The organism is Campylobacter sp. BCW_6467 (genome assembly GCF_001762855.1).
GTDB classification, from domain to species: domain Bacteria; phylum Campylobacterota; class Campylobacteria; order Campylobacterales; family Campylobacteraceae; genus Campylobacter_D; species Campylobacter_D jejuni.
This window is the reverse complement of record NZ_MJXP01000052.1, coordinates 173,502-188,457: the sequence shown is the minus strand read 5'-3', so window position 1 is coordinate 188,457 and position 14,956 is coordinate 173,502. Positions and strand designations below refer to the sequence as shown.

Annotated in this window: 15 protein-coding genes; 14 read left to right on the top strand and 1 reads right to left on the bottom strand. The window is 30.4% G+C overall.

Going from position 1 to position 14,956, the window contains the following annotated elements; translation table 11 throughout:
* Nucleotide 1 precedes the first annotated feature (1 nt).
* The 12 genes from pglB to pssA all read left to right on the top strand — a co-directional run bounded on the left by pglB (nt 2) and on the right by pssA (nt 13,045).
* A complete protein-coding gene (gene pglB, locus AJ888_RS08710; RefSeq protein WP_070286353.1) occupies nt 2-2,143 on the top strand; it encodes an undecaprenyl-diphosphooligosaccharide--protein glycotransferase in 2,142 nt (713 codons plus the stop codon).
* Between the two features lie 9 nt (nt 2,144-2,152).
* Nucleotides 2,153-3,283, top strand: a complete 1,131-nt coding sequence (pglA, locus tag AJ888_RS08705) for a N,N'-diacetylbacillosaminyl-diphospho-undecaprenol alpha-1,3-N-acetylgalactosaminyltransferase (RefSeq protein ID WP_070296246.1) — start codon at nt 2,153-2,155, stop codon at nt 3,281-3,283.
* Nucleotides 3,276-3,878, top strand: coding sequence for an undecaprenyl phosphate N,N'-diacetylbacillosamine 1-phosphate transferase (gene pglC, locus AJ888_RS08700; RefSeq protein WP_002861839.1), 603 nt, complete (start codon nt 3,276-3,278; stop codon nt 3,876-3,878). The genes pglA and pglC overlap by 8 nt, the downstream gene beginning before the upstream one ends.
* Nucleotides 3,865-4,455, top strand: coding sequence for a UDP-N-acetylbacillosamine N-acetyltransferase (pglD, locus tag AJ888_RS08695; RefSeq protein ID WP_032603433.1), 591 nt, complete (start codon nt 3,865-3,867; stop codon nt 4,453-4,455). The genes pglC and pglD overlap by 14 nt, the downstream gene beginning before the upstream one ends.
* Nucleotides 4,456-4,552: 97 nt before the next feature.
* Nucleotides 4,553-5,713 (top strand): UDP-N-acetylbacillosamine transaminase, encoded by a 1,161-nt coding sequence (gene pglE, locus AJ888_RS08690; protein WP_002880712.1) that lies wholly within the window; start codon nt 4,553-4,555, stop codon nt 5,711-5,713.
* 1 nt (nt 5,714) lies between these two features.
* A complete protein-coding gene (gene pglF / locus AJ888_RS08685) occupies nt 5,715-7,487 on the top strand; it encodes a UDP-N-acetylglucosamine 4,6-dehydratase (configuration-retaining) (protein WP_053872407.1) in 1,773 nt (590 codons plus the stop codon).
* Nucleotides 7,487-8,380: a PDC sensor domain-containing protein gene (locus AJ888_RS08680; RefSeq protein WP_053872406.1), complete on the top strand. Its 894-nt coding sequence runs from the start codon at nt 7,487-7,489 to the stop codon at nt 8,378-8,380. The genes pglF and AJ888_RS08680 overlap by 1 nt, the downstream gene beginning before the upstream one ends.
* A gap of 112 nt (nt 8,381-8,492) precedes the next feature.
* On the top strand, nt 8,493-8,885 hold the full coding sequence (locus AJ888_RS08675) for a chemotaxis response regulator CheY (protein WP_032603349.1): 393 nt from the start codon (nt 8,493-8,495) through the stop codon (nt 8,883-8,885).
* 22 nt (nt 8,886-8,907) lie between these two features.
* A complete protein-coding gene (locus AJ888_RS08670; RefSeq protein ID WP_002861833.1) occupies nt 8,908-9,756 on the top strand; it encodes a 50S ribosomal protein L11 methyltransferase in 849 nt (282 codons plus the stop codon).
* Entirely contained in the window at nt 9,756-11,693 is a 1,938-nt protein-coding gene (ftsH, locus tag AJ888_RS08665) for an ATP-dependent zinc metalloprotease FtsH (protein ID WP_002861832.1), read from the top strand. Before AJ888_RS08670 ends, ftsH begins: the two co-directional genes overlap by 1 nt.
* Nucleotides 11,690-12,307: a phosphatidylserine decarboxylase gene (locus tag AJ888_RS08660; RefSeq protein WP_002861831.1), complete on the top strand. Its 618-nt coding sequence runs from the start codon at nt 11,690-11,692 to the stop codon at nt 12,305-12,307. The genes ftsH and AJ888_RS08660 overlap by 4 nt, the downstream gene beginning before the upstream one ends.
* A 9-nt stretch (nt 12,308-12,316) precedes the next feature.
* Entirely contained in the window at nt 12,317-13,045 is a 729-nt protein-coding gene (pssA, locus tag AJ888_RS08655) for a CDP-diacylglycerol--serine O-phosphatidyltransferase (protein ID WP_002859122.1), read from the top strand.
* On the opposite strand, the gene AJ888_RS08650 is transcribed toward pssA, so the two are convergent.
* Complete coding sequence (locus tag AJ888_RS08650) at nt 13,036-13,833, bottom strand: ferritin-like domain-containing protein (RefSeq protein ID WP_070296245.1); 798 nt, start codon at nt 13,831-13,833, stop codon at nt 13,036-13,038. The genes pssA and AJ888_RS08650 overlap by 10 nt on opposite strands.
* An 89-nt stretch (nt 13,834-13,922) precedes the next feature.
* Here AJ888_RS08650 and AJ888_RS08645 point away from each other — a divergent pair, with 89 nt between their 5' ends.
* Both AJ888_RS08645 and AJ888_RS08640 read left to right on the top strand, forming a co-directional pair.
* Entirely contained in the window at nt 13,923-14,282 is a 360-nt protein-coding gene (locus AJ888_RS08645) for a methionine-R-sulfoxide reductase (protein ID WP_002861829.1), read from the top strand.
* Between the two features lie 14 nt (nt 14,283-14,296).
* Complete coding sequence (locus AJ888_RS08640) at nt 14,297-14,923, top strand: MarC family protein (RefSeq protein ID WP_074486966.1); 627 nt, start codon at nt 14,297-14,299, stop codon at nt 14,921-14,923.
* Nucleotides 14,924-14,956: the final 33 nt, after the last annotated feature.

Sequence of the window (14,956 nt, the reverse complement as noted above, 5' to 3'; positions counted from 1 at the left end):
GATGTTGAAAAAAGAGTATTTAAAAAACCCTTATTTAGTTTTGTTTGCAATGATTATATTAGCTTATGTTTTTAGTGTATTTTGCAGGTTTTATTGGGTTTGGTGGGCAAGTGAGTTTAATGAGTATTTTTTCAATAATCAATTAATGATCATTTCAAACGATGGCTATGCCTTTGCTGAAGGCGCAAGAGATATGATAGCAGGTTTTCATCAGCCTAATGATTTGAGTTATTATGGATCTTCTTTATCTACGCTTACTTATTGGCTTTATAAAGTCACACCTTTTTCTTTTGAAAGTATCATTTTATATATGAGTACTTTTTTATCTTCTTTGGTGGTGATTCCTATTATTTTACTAGCTAATGAATACAAACGTCCTTTAATGGGCTTTGTAGCTGCTCTTTTAGCAAGTATAGCAAACAGTTATTATAATCGCACTATGAGTGGGTATTATGATACGGATATGCTGGTAATTGTTTTACCTATGTTTATTTTATTTTTTATGGTAAGAATGATTTTAAAAAAAGACTTTTTTTCATTGATTGCCTTGCCGTTATTTATAGGAATTTATCTTTGGTGGTATCCTTCAAGTTATACTTTAAATGTAGCTTTAATTGGACTTTTTTTAATTTATACGCTTATTTTTCATAGAAAAGAAAAGATTTTTTATATAGCTGTGATTTTGTCTTCTCTTACTCTTTCAAATATAGCATGGTTTTATCAAAGTGCCATTATAGTAATACTTTTTGCTTTATTTGTCTTAGAGCAAAAACGCTTAAATTTTATGATTATAGGAATTTTAGGTAGTGTAACTTTGATATTTTTGATTTTAAGTGGTGGGGTTGATCCTATACTTTATCAGCTTAAATTTTATATTTTTAGAAGTGATGAAAGTGCGAATTTAACGCAGGGTTTTATGTATTTTAATGTCAATCAAACCATACAAGAAGTTGAAAATGTAGATCTTAGCGAATTTATGCGAAGAATTAGTGGTAGTGAAATTGTTTTTTTGTTTTCTTTGTTTGGTTTTGTATGGCTTTTGAGAAAACATAAAAGTATGATTATGGCTTTACCTATATTGGTGCTTGGGTTTTTAGCCTTAAAAGGGGGGCTTAGATTTACCATTTATTCTGTACCTGTAATGGCCTTAGGATTTGGTTTTTTATTGAGCGAGTTTAAGGCTATATTGGTTAAAAAATATAGCCAATTAACTTCAAATGTTTGTATTGTTTTTGCAACTATTTTGACTTTAGCTCCAGTATTTATCCATATTTACAACTATAAAGCACCAACAGTTTTTTCTCAAAATGAAGCATCATTATTAAATCAATTAAAAAATATAGCCAATAGAGAAGATTATGTGGTAACTTGGTGGGATTATGGTTATCCTGTGCGTTATTATAGCGATGTGAAAACTTTAGTAGATGGTGGAAAGCATTTAGGTAGGGATAATTTTTTCCCTTCTTTTGTTTTAAGCAAAGATGAACAAGCTGCAGCTAATATGGCAAGACTTAGTGTAGAATATACAGAAAAAAGCTTTTATGCTCCGCAAAATGATATTTTAAAAACAGACATTTTACAAGCCATGATGAAAGATTATAATCAAAGCAATGTGGATTTGTTTCTAGCTTCATTATCAAAACCTGATTTTAAAATCGATACGCCAAAAACTCGTGATATTTATCTTTATATGCCCGCTAGAATGTCTTTGATTTTTTCTACGGTGGCTAGTTTTTCTTTTATTAATTTAGATACAGGAGTTTTGGATAAACCTTTTACCTTTAGCACAGCTTATCCACTTGATGTTAAAAATGGAGAAATTTATCTTAGCAATGGAGTGGTTTTAAGCGATGATTTTAGAAGTTTTAAAATAGGTGATAATGTGGTTTCTGTAAATAGTATCGTAGAGATTAATTCTATTAAACAAGGTGAATACAAAATCACTCCAATTGATGATAAGGCTCAGTTTTATATTTTTTATTTAAAGGATAGTGCTATTCCTTATGCACAATTTATTTTAATGGATAAAACCATGTTTAATAGTGCTTATGTGCAAATGTTTTTTTTGGGAAATTATGATAAGAATTTATTTGACTTGGTGATTAATTCTAGAGATGCTAAGGTTTTTAAACTTAAAATTTAAGGGTTGAAAATGAGAATAGGATTTATATCACATGCAGGAGCGAGTATTTATCATTTTAGAATGCCTATTATAAAAGCGTTAAAAGATAGAAAAGACGAAGTTTTTGTTATAGTGCCGCAAGATGAATACACGCAAAAACTTAGAGATCTTGGCTTAAAAGTAATTGTTTATGAGTTTTCAAGAGCTAGTTTAAATCCTTTTGTGGTTTTAAAGAATTTTTTTTATCTTGCTAAGGTTTTGAAAAATTTAAATCTTGATTTTATTCAAAGTGCAGCACATAAAAGCAATACCTTTGGAATTTTAGCAGCAAAATGGGCAAAAATTCCTTATCGTTTTGCTTTGGTAGAAGGCTTGGGATCTTTTTATATAGATCAAGGTTTTAAGGCAAATTTAGTGCGTTTTGTTATTAATAATCTTTATAAATTAAGTTTTAAATTTGCACACCAGTTTATTTTTGTCAATGAAAGTAATGCTGAGTTTATGCGGAATTTAGGACTTAAAGAAAATAAAATTTGCGTGATAAAATCTGTAGGGATCAATTTAAAAAAATTTTTTCCTATTTATGTAGAATCGGAAAAAAAAGAGCTTTTTTGGAAAAATTTAAACATAGATAAAAAACCCATTGTGCTTATGATAGCAAGAGCTTTATGGCATAAGGGTGTGAAAGAATTTTATGAAAGTGCTACTATGCTAAAAGACAAAGCAAATTTTGTTTTAGTTGGTGGAAGAGATGAAAATCCTTCTTGTGCAAGTTTGGAGTTTTTAAACTCTGGCGTGGTGCATTATTTGGGTGCTAGAAGTGATATAGTCGAGCTTTTGCAAAATTGTGATATTTTTGTTTTACCAAGCTATAAAGAAGGCTTTCCTGTAAGTGTTTTGGAGGCAAAAGCTTGCGGTAAGGCTATAGTGGTAAGTGATTGCGAAGGTTGTGTGGAGGCTATTTCTAATGCTTATGATGGACTTTGGGCAAAAACAAAAAATGCTAAAGATTTAAGCGAAAAAATTTCACTTTTATTAGAAGATGAAAAATTAAGATTAAATTTAGCTAAAAATGCCGCCCAAGATGCTTTACAATACGATGAAAATAATATCGCACAGCGTTATTTAAAACTTTATGATAGGGTAATTAAGAATGTATGAAAAAGTTTTTAAAAGAATTTTTGATTTTATTTTAGCTTTAGTGCTTTTGGTGCTTTTTTCTCCGGTGATTTTAATCACTGCTTTACTTTTAAAAATCACTCAAGGAAGTGTGATTTTTACCCAAAATCGCCCAGGGTTAGATGAAAAAATTTTTAAAATTTATAAATTTAAAACCATGAGCGATGAAAGAGATGAAAAGGGTGAGTTATTAAGCGATGAATTGCGTTTGAAAGCTTTTGGAAAAATCGTTAGAAGCTTAAGTTTGGATGAGCTTTTACAACTTTTTAATGTTTTAAAAGGGGATATGAGTTTTGTTGGACCTAGACCTCTTTTGGTTGAGTATTTACCTCTTTACAATGAAGAGCAAAAATTACGTCATAAAGTGCGTCCAGGTATAACAGGGTGGGCGCAGGTAAATGGTAGAAATGCTATTTCTTGGCAGAAAAAATTCGAACTTGATGTGTATTATGTGAAAAATATTTCTTTTTTGCTTGATTTAAAAATCATGTTTTTAACAGCTTTAAAGGTTTTAAAACGAAGCGGGGTAAGCAAAGAAGGCCATGTTACAACAGAGAAATTTAATGGCAAGAACTGAAAAAATTTATATTTATGGTGCTAGTGGTCATGGGCTTGTTTGTGAAGATGTGGCTAAAAATATGGGTTATAAAGAATGTATTTTTTTAGATGATTTTAAAGGAGTGAAATTTGAAAGCACCTTACCTAAATATGATTTTTTTATAGCCATAGGAAACAATGAAATTCGAAAAAAGATTTATCAAAAAATTTCAGAAAATGGCTTTAAAATTGTTAATCTTATCCATAAAAGTGCACTTATAAGTCCTAGTGCAGGTGTGGAGGAAAATGCAGGAATTTTAATCATGCCTTATGTAGTAGTTAATGCTAAAGCCAAAATAGAAAAAGGCGTGATTTTAAATACTTCAAGTGTGATTGAACATGAATGCGTGATAGGGGAATTTTCTCATGTGAGTGTAGGGGCTAAGTGTGCGGGCAATGTAAAAATCGGTAAAAATTGTTTTTTAGGGATTAATTCTTGTGTTTTGCCTAATTTAAGCTTAGCAGATGATAGTATTTTAGGTGGTGGAGCAACTTTGGTTAAAAGTCAAGATGAAAAAGGTGTTTTTGTGGGAGTGCCTGCAAAAAGAAAAATATGAAATGATTATAAAAAGATTTTTGTTTGATTCTTTGTAAATTTTTTTAGGTAAAATAGAGTCAATTTATAAAAATTTTGTTTTATACAAAGGATAAATCATGAGATTTTTTCTTTCTCCTCCGCATATGGGTGGCAATGAATTAAAATACATAGAAGAAGTTTTCAAAAGCAATTATATAGCACCTTTGGGTGAATTTGTAAATCGCTTTGAGCAAAGTGTAAAAGATTATAGCAAAAGTGAAAATGCCTTAGCTTTAAATTCAGCCACAGCGGCTTTGCATTTAGCTTTAAGGGTGGCAGGGGTAAAACAAGATGATATCGTTTTAGCTTCTTCTTTTACTTTTATCGCTTCAGTAGCACCTATTTGTTATCTTAAAGCAAAGCCTGTATTTATAGATTGTGATGAAACTTATAATATTGATGTAGATTTGTTAAAACTCGCCATTAAAGAATGTGAAAAAAAACCAAAAGCATTGATTTTAACTCATCTTTATGGCAATGCTGCAAAAATGGATGAGATTGTTAAAATTTGCAAAGAAAATGAAATTGTTTTAATCGAAGATGCTGCCGAAGCTTTAGGAAGTTTTTATAAGAATAAAGCTTTAGGAACTTTTGGAGAATTTGGAGTTTATTCTTATAATGGTAATAAAATTATCACCACTTCAGGTGGAGGTATGCTTATAGGAAAAAATAAAGAAAAGATTGAAAAAGCAAGATTTTATAGCACTCAAGCAAGGGAAAATTGTTTGCATTATGAACATTTAGATTATGGTTATAATTACCGTTTAAGCAATGTTTTAGGAGCTATTGGCGTAGCACAAATGGAGGTTTTAGAACAAAGAGTGCTTAAAAAAAGAGAAATTTATGAGTGGTATAAAGAATTTTTAGGAGAGCATTTTAGCTTTTTAGATGAATTAGAAAATTCAAGAAGTAATCGCTGGTTAAGTACAGCTTTGATTGATTTTGATAAAAATGAACTTAATGCTTGTCAAAAAGATATAAATATCAGTCAAAAAAATATCGCTTTGCATCCAAAAATTTCAAAACTCATAGAAGATTTGAAAAATGAACAAATAGAAACAAGACCATTATGGAAAGCTATGCACACTCAAGAAGTATTTAAAGGAGCTAAGGCTTATCTTAATGGCAATAGTGAGCTATTTTTCCAAAAAGGAATTTGTTTGCCAAGTGGCACGGCGATGAGTAAAGATGATGTTTATCAAATTTCAAAACTGATCTTAAAGAGCATAAAGGCTTAAAATGATTTTTTATAAAAGCAAAAGATTAGCATTTTTTTTAACTTCAGATATTGTTTTAATTTTACTTAGCGTTTATCTGGCTTTTTCTTTGAGATTTAGTGGAGATATTCCGAGTATTTTTTATCATGGTATGATGATTTCTGCTATTATTTTGCTTGTTTTAAAACTTTTATTTTTGTTTGTTTTTAGAATTTATAAAGTAGCTTGGAGATTTTTTTCTCTCAATGAAGCAAGAAAAATTTTTATTGCTTTGCTTTTAGCTGAGTTTTGTTTTTTTCTTATTTTTTATTTTTTTAGTGATTTTTTTAATCCTTTTCCAAGAAGTGCTATTGTGATAGATTTTGTTCTTTCATATATGTTTATAGGTACTTTAAGAATTAGCAAAAGAATGCTTGTGGATTTTAAACCTTCTAAAATGAAAGAAGAAGAAACTCCTTGTATTGTAGTAGGGGCAACTTCTAAGGCTTTGCATTTGTTAAAAGGCGCAAAAGAAGGTTCTTTAGGGCTTTTTCCTGTGGGTGTAGTTGATGCGAGGAAAGAGCTTATAGGGACTTATTGTGATAAATTTATTGTAGAAGAAAAAGAAAAAATAAAATCTTATGTAGAACAAGGGGTAAAAACTGCCATTATTGCTTTAAGACTTGAACAAGAAGAGCTTAAAAAACTTTTTGAAGAACTTGTAGCTTATGGTATTTGCGATGTAAAAATATTTTCTTTTACAAGAAATGAAGCAAGAGATATCAGTATAGAAGACTTGCTTGCTAGAAAACCAAAAGATTTAGACGATAGTGCTGTGGCGGCTTTTTTAAAAGACAAGGTAGTTTTGGTAAGTGGAGCAGGTGGAACTATAGGCAGTGAACTTTGTAAGCAATGTATTAAATTTGGCGCTAAGCATCTTATCATGGTTGATCATAGTGAGTATAATCTTTATAAAATCAATGATGATTTAAATTTATATAAAGAAAAAATTACTCCTATTTTGTTAAGTATTTTAGATAAGCAAAGTTTAGATGAGGTATTAAAAACTTATAAACCTGAGCTTATTTTACATGCAGCCGCTTATAAACATGTGCCTCTTTGCGAACAAAATCCACATTCAGCAGTAATTAATAATATTTTAGGAACTAAAATTTTATGCGATAGTGCTAAAGAAAATAAAGTAGCTAAATTTGTGATGATAAGTACAGATAAAGCAGTACGACCAACAAATATTATGGGTTGCACTAAGAGAGTTTGCGAGCTTTATACTTTAAGTATGAGTGATGAAAATTTTGAAGTTGCTTGTGTGCGTTTTGGTAATGTTTTAGGTTCTAGTGGTAGTGTGATACCGAAATTTAAAGCACAAATTGCCAATAATGAGCCTTTAACTTTAACACACCCTGATATAGTGCGTTATTTTATGCTTGTGGCTGAGGCAGTGCAACTTGTTTTACAAGCTGGAGCTATCGCAAAAGGGGGAGAACTTTTTGTTTTGGATATGGGTAAGCCTGTGAAAATCATAGATTTAGCTAAAAAAATGCTTTTACTTTCTAATCGCAATGATTTAGAAATTAAAATCACAGGCTTAAGAAAAGGTGAGAAGCTTTATGAAGAGCTTTTGATTGATGAAAATGATGCTAAAACACAATATGAGAGTATTTTTGTAGCAAAGAATGAGAAGGTTGATCTTGATTGGCTTAATAAAGAGATAGAAAATTTACAAATATGTGAAGATATTTCAGAGGCTTTATTAAAGATTGTGCCTGAATTTAAACACAATAAAGAAGGTGTATAATGTATATAAAAGATATACAAAGATTTGAAGATAATCGCTATCGTGCTAGAGCTTATATGAGTTATATTTTAACAAGAAATTTACCTAATAAACTTCCTGATATTCACCTTGAAACGATTAAAACAGCTTTGGATAAAATAGCTCATGAAGTTGTTGTTTTTGATGCTTTGTATATTTTAGATATTTCAGGCATGCAAATAGAAAATGCGATTTCCTTAAATAAGGCTCATGAAATAGGGCAAGGTGAGGATAGAAGTACTCGTTCTTATTTTTATAGAGCTGTAAAATTAAGACGATGCGTTTTAAGCGATCCTTATCCTTCGGTTTTAAACAACGAACTTTGCGTGACAGCTTCTATGCCAATTTACGATGATAAAAATAACTTGCTTTTTGTTGTTTGTATCGATATCAAGCTTGAAGATATTTTAAGGATTATTCAAGCAGGAAAATTTGAGTTTATTTTTACTCAATTTAGTCGTTTGGTATATTTTTGTTTCGCACTGGTTTTATTTGTGATTACTTGCTTTTTATTTCAAAAAGGTTTTTTTAGTCTTTTTGATAATCAAGCTATAGGTATAGAACATATGTTTGAAAGTACTATTGCTATAACTTTAGCTTTAGCTATTTTCGATTTGGCAAAAACTTTGATCGAACAAGAAGTATTAGGAAAAACAAAAAAAGAAGAAGGCGGAATTCAAAAAACTATGGTGAGATTTTTAGGTTCTATTATCATTGCTTTGGCTATAGAAGCTTTGATGTTGGTATTTAAACTTGCTATTGGTGATTTTTCTCAGATGATTTATGCGATTTATCTTATCGGTGGAGTGAGCTTGCTTCTTTTAGGTTTAAGTGTATATTTATTTACGGTTAAGTATAAAAATAATAATATTTGAGTAAAATTTTAAATAAAAGATGATATAATGCTATTTTTTAAAATTTTTTAGCTTGATTAATAAGGCTAAAAAGGGTAAAATAAAACTATAAAAACTTTGAAAGGACGAAATTGTGAAATTGTTAGTTGTTGATGACAGTTCTACTATGAGAAGGATTATTAAAAATACCCTAACAAGACTTGGACACGATGATGTTTTAGAAGCCGAGCATGGCGTTGAAGCTTGGGATTTATTAACTAAAAATGAAGATGTAAAAGTTTTAATTACAGATTGGAATATGCCAGAAATGAATGGCTTGGAGTTGGTAAAAAAAGTAAGAGCAGAGAAAAAATATGAAGATATGCCTATTATCATGGTTACAACTGAGGGCGGAAAAGCTGAAGTGATTACTGCTTTAAAAGCTGGCGTAAATAACTATATTGTAAAACCTTTTACTCCACAAGTTTTAAAAGAAAAGCTTGAAGATGTTTTAGGAATAGGAAGTGGAGAAGGTGCAGCTGAGTAAAGGCTGATTTTTAAAATTCTAAATGCAAAAAAAATATTACGAATTGTTCTTTATCGTAGAAGAGCAGTATAAAAATTTATTTCTTGATTTTGCTTTTGATTTAGGTATAGAAGCTATAGAAGAGAAAGATAATGGTGTTTATATTAGATCCCATGAGAGTTTAGAAGAGCTTTCATGGGCACTTGAAATATTTGCTCAAAAACTTACAACTACTTTCAATTTAAACCATAAAATTATTTCTAATTTAAGTCTTGTAGAGAAAGAAAACAAGGACTGGATACAAGAATATAAAAACGGCATAAAACCTATTTTGGTGGATAATGTTTATATCCATACCACTTGGCAAGAAGAAAAAAAGAATTATATAAATATAAAGATTAATCCAGCCTTAGCCTTTGGCTCAGGACATCATGAAAGCACATATTCTTGTGTAAAATTTTTACAAAAATTTTCTAAAAGTAAATTAAGAGCCTTAGATCTTGGTTGCGGTAGTGGAATTTTAGGTATTATCATGGCAAAGTTTGGTTGTAATGTTGAAATTTGTGATACTGATGAGTTGGCTATCGATAGTTCTTTGGAAAATGCAAGATTAAATGATGTCGATTTTCATAAGACTTGGTGTGGATCTATAGATAAAGCAAATGGTTTATATAACCTAATTGTTGCAAATATCATTGCAGATGTGATTTTAATTTTAGAAAAAGATATTAAAAACCATTTAGAAGATAATGCTATACTTATTTTGTCAGGAATTTTAGATAAATATTCAACAAGAATTAAAGAAAAATTTCAAGATTTAGAACTCATTGATGAAATGCAAATCAATGAGTGGTGTAGTTTTGTATATAAAAACAATAAAAAGGATAAGTAATGAATAATAATACCCCAAATAATAAGGGTAATCCGCAGGGTAATAATTTTTTTAACAAAAATCCCATTTTTATTTTTGCGATTTTTGCAATTGTAATGATAATTATTTTTAAGGGATTTTTTGATGGCAATGGTTCTTTTGGTGGGGCATTGAATGGTAATGAAGTAAATAAAAATGTCCCTTATTCTGAGTTAAAAAAGCTTATTGAAAATGGACAAATCAATCAAGTTAGTATAGGACAAACAACAATCAAAGCAATTTCAAGCTCTCACAATACTGTTTATACAGCAAAAAAAGTTAACGATCCTGAGCTTGTGAGTTTACTAGATAGTAAAAATATCGCTTATGGTGCGTATTCTGAAACAAATTGGTTTACGGATATACTTTTTTCATGGGTTTTGCCAGTATTTATTTTCTTTGGTATTTGGATGTTTTTGGCAAGTCGTATGCAAAAAAATATGGGAAGTTCTATATTGGGCATAGGAAGCTCTAAGAAGCTTGTAAATTCAGAAAAACCTAAAGTAAAATTTAGCGATGTGGCTGGTGTTGAAGAAGCTAAAGAAGAAGTAAAAGAAATTGTAGATTTTTTAAAGTATCCTGAAAGATATATTAAATTGGGAGCGAAAATTCCAAAAGGGCTTTTGCTTGTTGGGCCTCCAGGTACAGGAAAAACCTTGCTTGCAAAAGCAGTTGCAGGTGAAGCTGATGTGCCGTTTTTTAGTGTTTCAGGCTCGTCTTTTATAGAAATGTTTGTGGGTGTAGGTGCTTCTCGTGTGAGAGATTTGTTTGAAAATGCAAAAAAAGAAGCTCCTGCTATTGTTTTCATAGATGAAATAGATGCTATTGGTAAAAGTCGTGCGGCAAGTGGCATGATGGGTGGAAACGATGAAAGAGAACAAACTTTAAATCAGCTTTTGGCTGAAATGGATGGCTTTGGGACAGAAAGTTCCCCAGTCATTGTTTTAGCAGCAACAAATCGCCCAGAAGTTTTAGATGCAGCACTTTTAAGACCAGGAAGGTTTGATAGACAAGTTTTAGTTGATAAACCTGATTTTAAAGGTAGGTGTGATATTTTAAAAGTGCACATGAAAGATGTAAAAATCTCCCCAAAAGTTAAGGTAGAAGACATAGCACGCTTAACCGCAGGACTTGCAGGAGCTGATCTTGCAAATATTATTAATGAAGCGGCACTTTTAGCGGGTAGGGATTCTAAAAAATATGTAGAACAAAATGATTTAGTTGAAGCTGTTGAAAGAGCTATAGCAGGACTTGAGAAGAAATCACGTCGTATTAATGAAAAAGAAAAGAAAATTGTTACTTATCATGAATGTGGTCATGCTTTAATCGCTGAAACTACCAAAGGTGCAAAACGTGTAAGTAAGGTTTCTGTGATTCCGCGTGGTCTTGCGGCTTTAGGTTATACTTTAAATACTCCTGAGGAAAATAAATTTTTAATGCAAAAACATGAGCTTATCGCTGAAGTAGATGTACTTTTGGGTGGTCGTGCAGCTGAAGAAGTGTTTATAGGTGAAATTTCAACGGGTGCAAGTAATGATTTAGAAAGAGCAACCGATATCATAAAAGCTATGATTTCTATGTATGGTATGAGTGAAATTGCAGGACTTATGGTGCTTGAAAAACAAAGAAATACTTTCTTAAGTGGTGGACAAACCATAAAAGATTATTCTGAAAAGATGGCAGAATCTTTAGATGATTATGTAAAGAAAACCTTAGATGAACGCTATAAAGATGTTAAAGATACTTTAAATACTTATAAAGGAGCGATTGAGACTATGGTAGCAGCCCTTTATGAAGAAGAGACTATTGAAGGCGCTAAAGTGCGTGAGATTATTAAAGAGTTTGAGGAACAAAATAGTCTACCAACTCGTTTGCAAGAGCTCGAAGAAGTTAAAATTGAAGTTAAAGTAGAAGAATGAAAGATTTTATTGCAAAAGATGGATATTTAAGTCTTATTATTTTAAGCTTGATTTTTATTTTTGTGTGGATTTTTTATTCTTTTTCCATCCTACTATTAGCATTAATTGTAATTTGTATTTTTCTTTTTAGAGCACCCAAAAGAGAACTTGTTTGTAGTGATGAAAAAGCTATTTTTGCACCTATAGATGGCAGGGTTACTAAAATAGAAAATATTCATCATAAAGATTTAGGTGAATGTGTTGAAATTACTATTAAAAATGCTCTTTATGATGCTGGGAATTTTAATACACCTTTTGCAATGTCTATAATAGATATTCGTTTACGACACGGGCTTTTTTTGTGCAGTGAATTAAAATCTGCAAAAATGATGAATGAAAGAGCTTTTATTTTGGCAAAAGTTAAAGAGAATAAAACGATAGCCTTGCGAATTTATGCAGGTTCTTTTGATAGAAAATTAAAGCTCGATAATATTTCTCATGATTTAAAAGCAGGAGATAAAATGGGTTTTTTAATTAATGGCTCTATAAGTTTACTTTTACCAAAAGATACTAGAATTCATATAGGCTTAAATGATGAAATTAAAGCAGGTTCATTGTTAGGCTATTTTGCGTAAGGAAAAATAATGAATAACAGACCGCAATTAATTTATATTTTACCCAATCTTTTTACAGCTGCTTCAGCTTTTTTAGGGGTTATTTCTATTATAGCTTCAATACATGGAAATTATTATACAGCTTTGATTTATATTATTTTATCTTTGATTTGCGATGGGCTTGATGGCCGTGTTGCAAGACTTACAAATTCTACTTCAAAATTTGGAGTAGAATTTGATTCTTTAGCTGATCTAGTAGCTTTTGGAGTTGCTCCAGCGGTTCTTTTTTATATGGCTATAGGTTATGATTTTGGAAAACTTGGATCTTTGATTACGGCTTTTTTTGTGGTTTTTGGAGCTATTCGTTTGGCGAGATTCAATGTTACCACAGGCACTTATGAACCTTCTGTTTTTATAGGTCTTCCTATACCTACTGCAGCAGTTGTGAGTGCTATATGGACTTATGCGTTTATCAGTTATGATTTTTTAAAGCCTTATGGTGTAGTTTTTTTGGTGCTTCAAGCAATTTTAGGGCTTTTAATGGTAAGTAATATACGCTATCCTAGCTTTAAAAAGCTTGATTTTAATCGTTCTAGCGTTTTAAAAGTTTTGATTATTTTAATTATAATATTTTCATTTTTATATCTTTACCCTCTTGAAAGTTTAGTAATTTTAGCAAGCTTGTATGTGCTTTATGGAATTATTCGGGTTTTATATACCATTATTGTTTCAAAATTTAAGATAAGAAATCAAGAGTAAAATTTTTCAATGACTTCGCATTCTTCTTGAGTGAAGCCAGCTTTGATTCTTGCTTGAATGTTAAGTTTTTTTCCTGCAAAAGAGAATTGTTTAAACGTTTTACAAAGCTCGATAAAATCATACTTGTTTTGATTTGCAAATTTCCACCAAGTATCTCCTTTTTTAACGTGTTTTATTTCATCATTAAGTATAATTTCAAGATATTCCATTAAAAGATTTTTAATGGAATGATTGGAACTTTGAAGTTTTTGAACAACAAAGGGGTTGGCATCAAGCCCTTTAGCTTCTAAACCTCTATGAACTATTCCCATTCTAAAGCTTAAAGAGTCTTTTGTAGCTTCTAGAGCAGATTCTAAATTATCATGCACTGGAAAATTTCCATATTTGTAACCAAGTTCTTCAAGTACTGAATTTAAAAGTTTGAAATGTTTAATTTCCTCATCTGCTACCTCTAGCCAATCGTAATAAAATTGCAAAGGTAGATTTTTAAAGCGATAACTCGCATCTAAAGCCAGGTTAATTGCATTAAATTCTATATGAGCGACTGAATGAATTATTTTAGCAAGCGCATGAGTTGAATTGACAAATTTAGGTCTTCTTATACGCGTAGGATGAAGTAAGGTAATTTGTTGCGATGTATTTTTTTTGAAAATGCTTTGATGCTCGTGATTAAAATTAAATTTGTGGCTTTTAAAGTCTTCATAAAAATTTTGAAAAGAGTGAAATTTTATAGTTATATTTTTTTCATATAAAATATCTTGAAGTTCTTGAAAAAATTCTTTTTGCATTTAAAACTTTCTTGAAAATTATAAAAATTTATCATTTAAAATTGAAATTTTAATTATATAATATAAAAATTATTTTACAAGGGTAGATCATGAAAGAATTAAATGAAGAAGAAAAAAAAGTAATTTTAAATAAAGGAACAGAAGCTCCTTTTAGTGGGAAATATAATGATTTTTATGAAAAAGGAATTTATCAATGCAAGCAATGTGGAGCTTCGCTTTATAAATCCGAAGATAAATTTAAATCAGGTTGTGGATGGCCTAGCTTTGATGATGAAATAAGAGGAGCTATTAAAAGAATTCCTGATAAAGATGGGATTAGAACCGAGATTGTGTGTGCAAACTGCAATGGACATTTAGGTCATGTTTTTGAAGGAGAGGGGTTTTCTGCTAAAAATGTAAGACATTGTGTAAATTCTATTTCTTTGGAATTTGTAAAAACTAAGGATTGATAATGTTTTCTAGTATGGGTTCTGAGCTTTATTTGATATTTTTTGCTGCAATTACTTTACTTGCCATCTTAAATCCTTTTGGTAATTTAACTCAATTTTTGGCTATGAGTGATGGATTGCCTTTAATGCTTCGGAAAAAACTTTTTAGAACTATTGTCTATACAGCTTTTACTATAGTTTTGGTATTTTTATTATCAGGACCTTTATTTATGAACTATATTTTTAGAGTTTCATTAGATGATTTAAGGGTTTCTGGTGGTTTGGTTCTTATTGTAATGGCTATTAAAAATTTACTTTTTTCAACAAAAATTGTAACTAAGGATTTTAGTTCTTATCAGGATATGGATGATAAGGAAATTTTAAGACAGAGTTTAATACCTATGGCATTTCCTATGCTTGTTGGACCTGGAACTTTAGCTAGTATTGTCGTTATAGCCGAAGATGGTGGGCTTGATGTTGCTCTTGGCGGAGTAATGATAGCTTTTATATTTATGTTTGTACTTTTTCATTTTGCAGCTACTATAGAAAAAATAGTTGGAAAATTGATTTTACATGTTTTTTCTCGCATAGCACAAGTGTTTATTGCTGCTATGGGATTTAAGATGATTATTGTAGGTTTAAAGGATATATTTAACTTATAAATTAATATAATTTTAAGTAAATAATACTATATA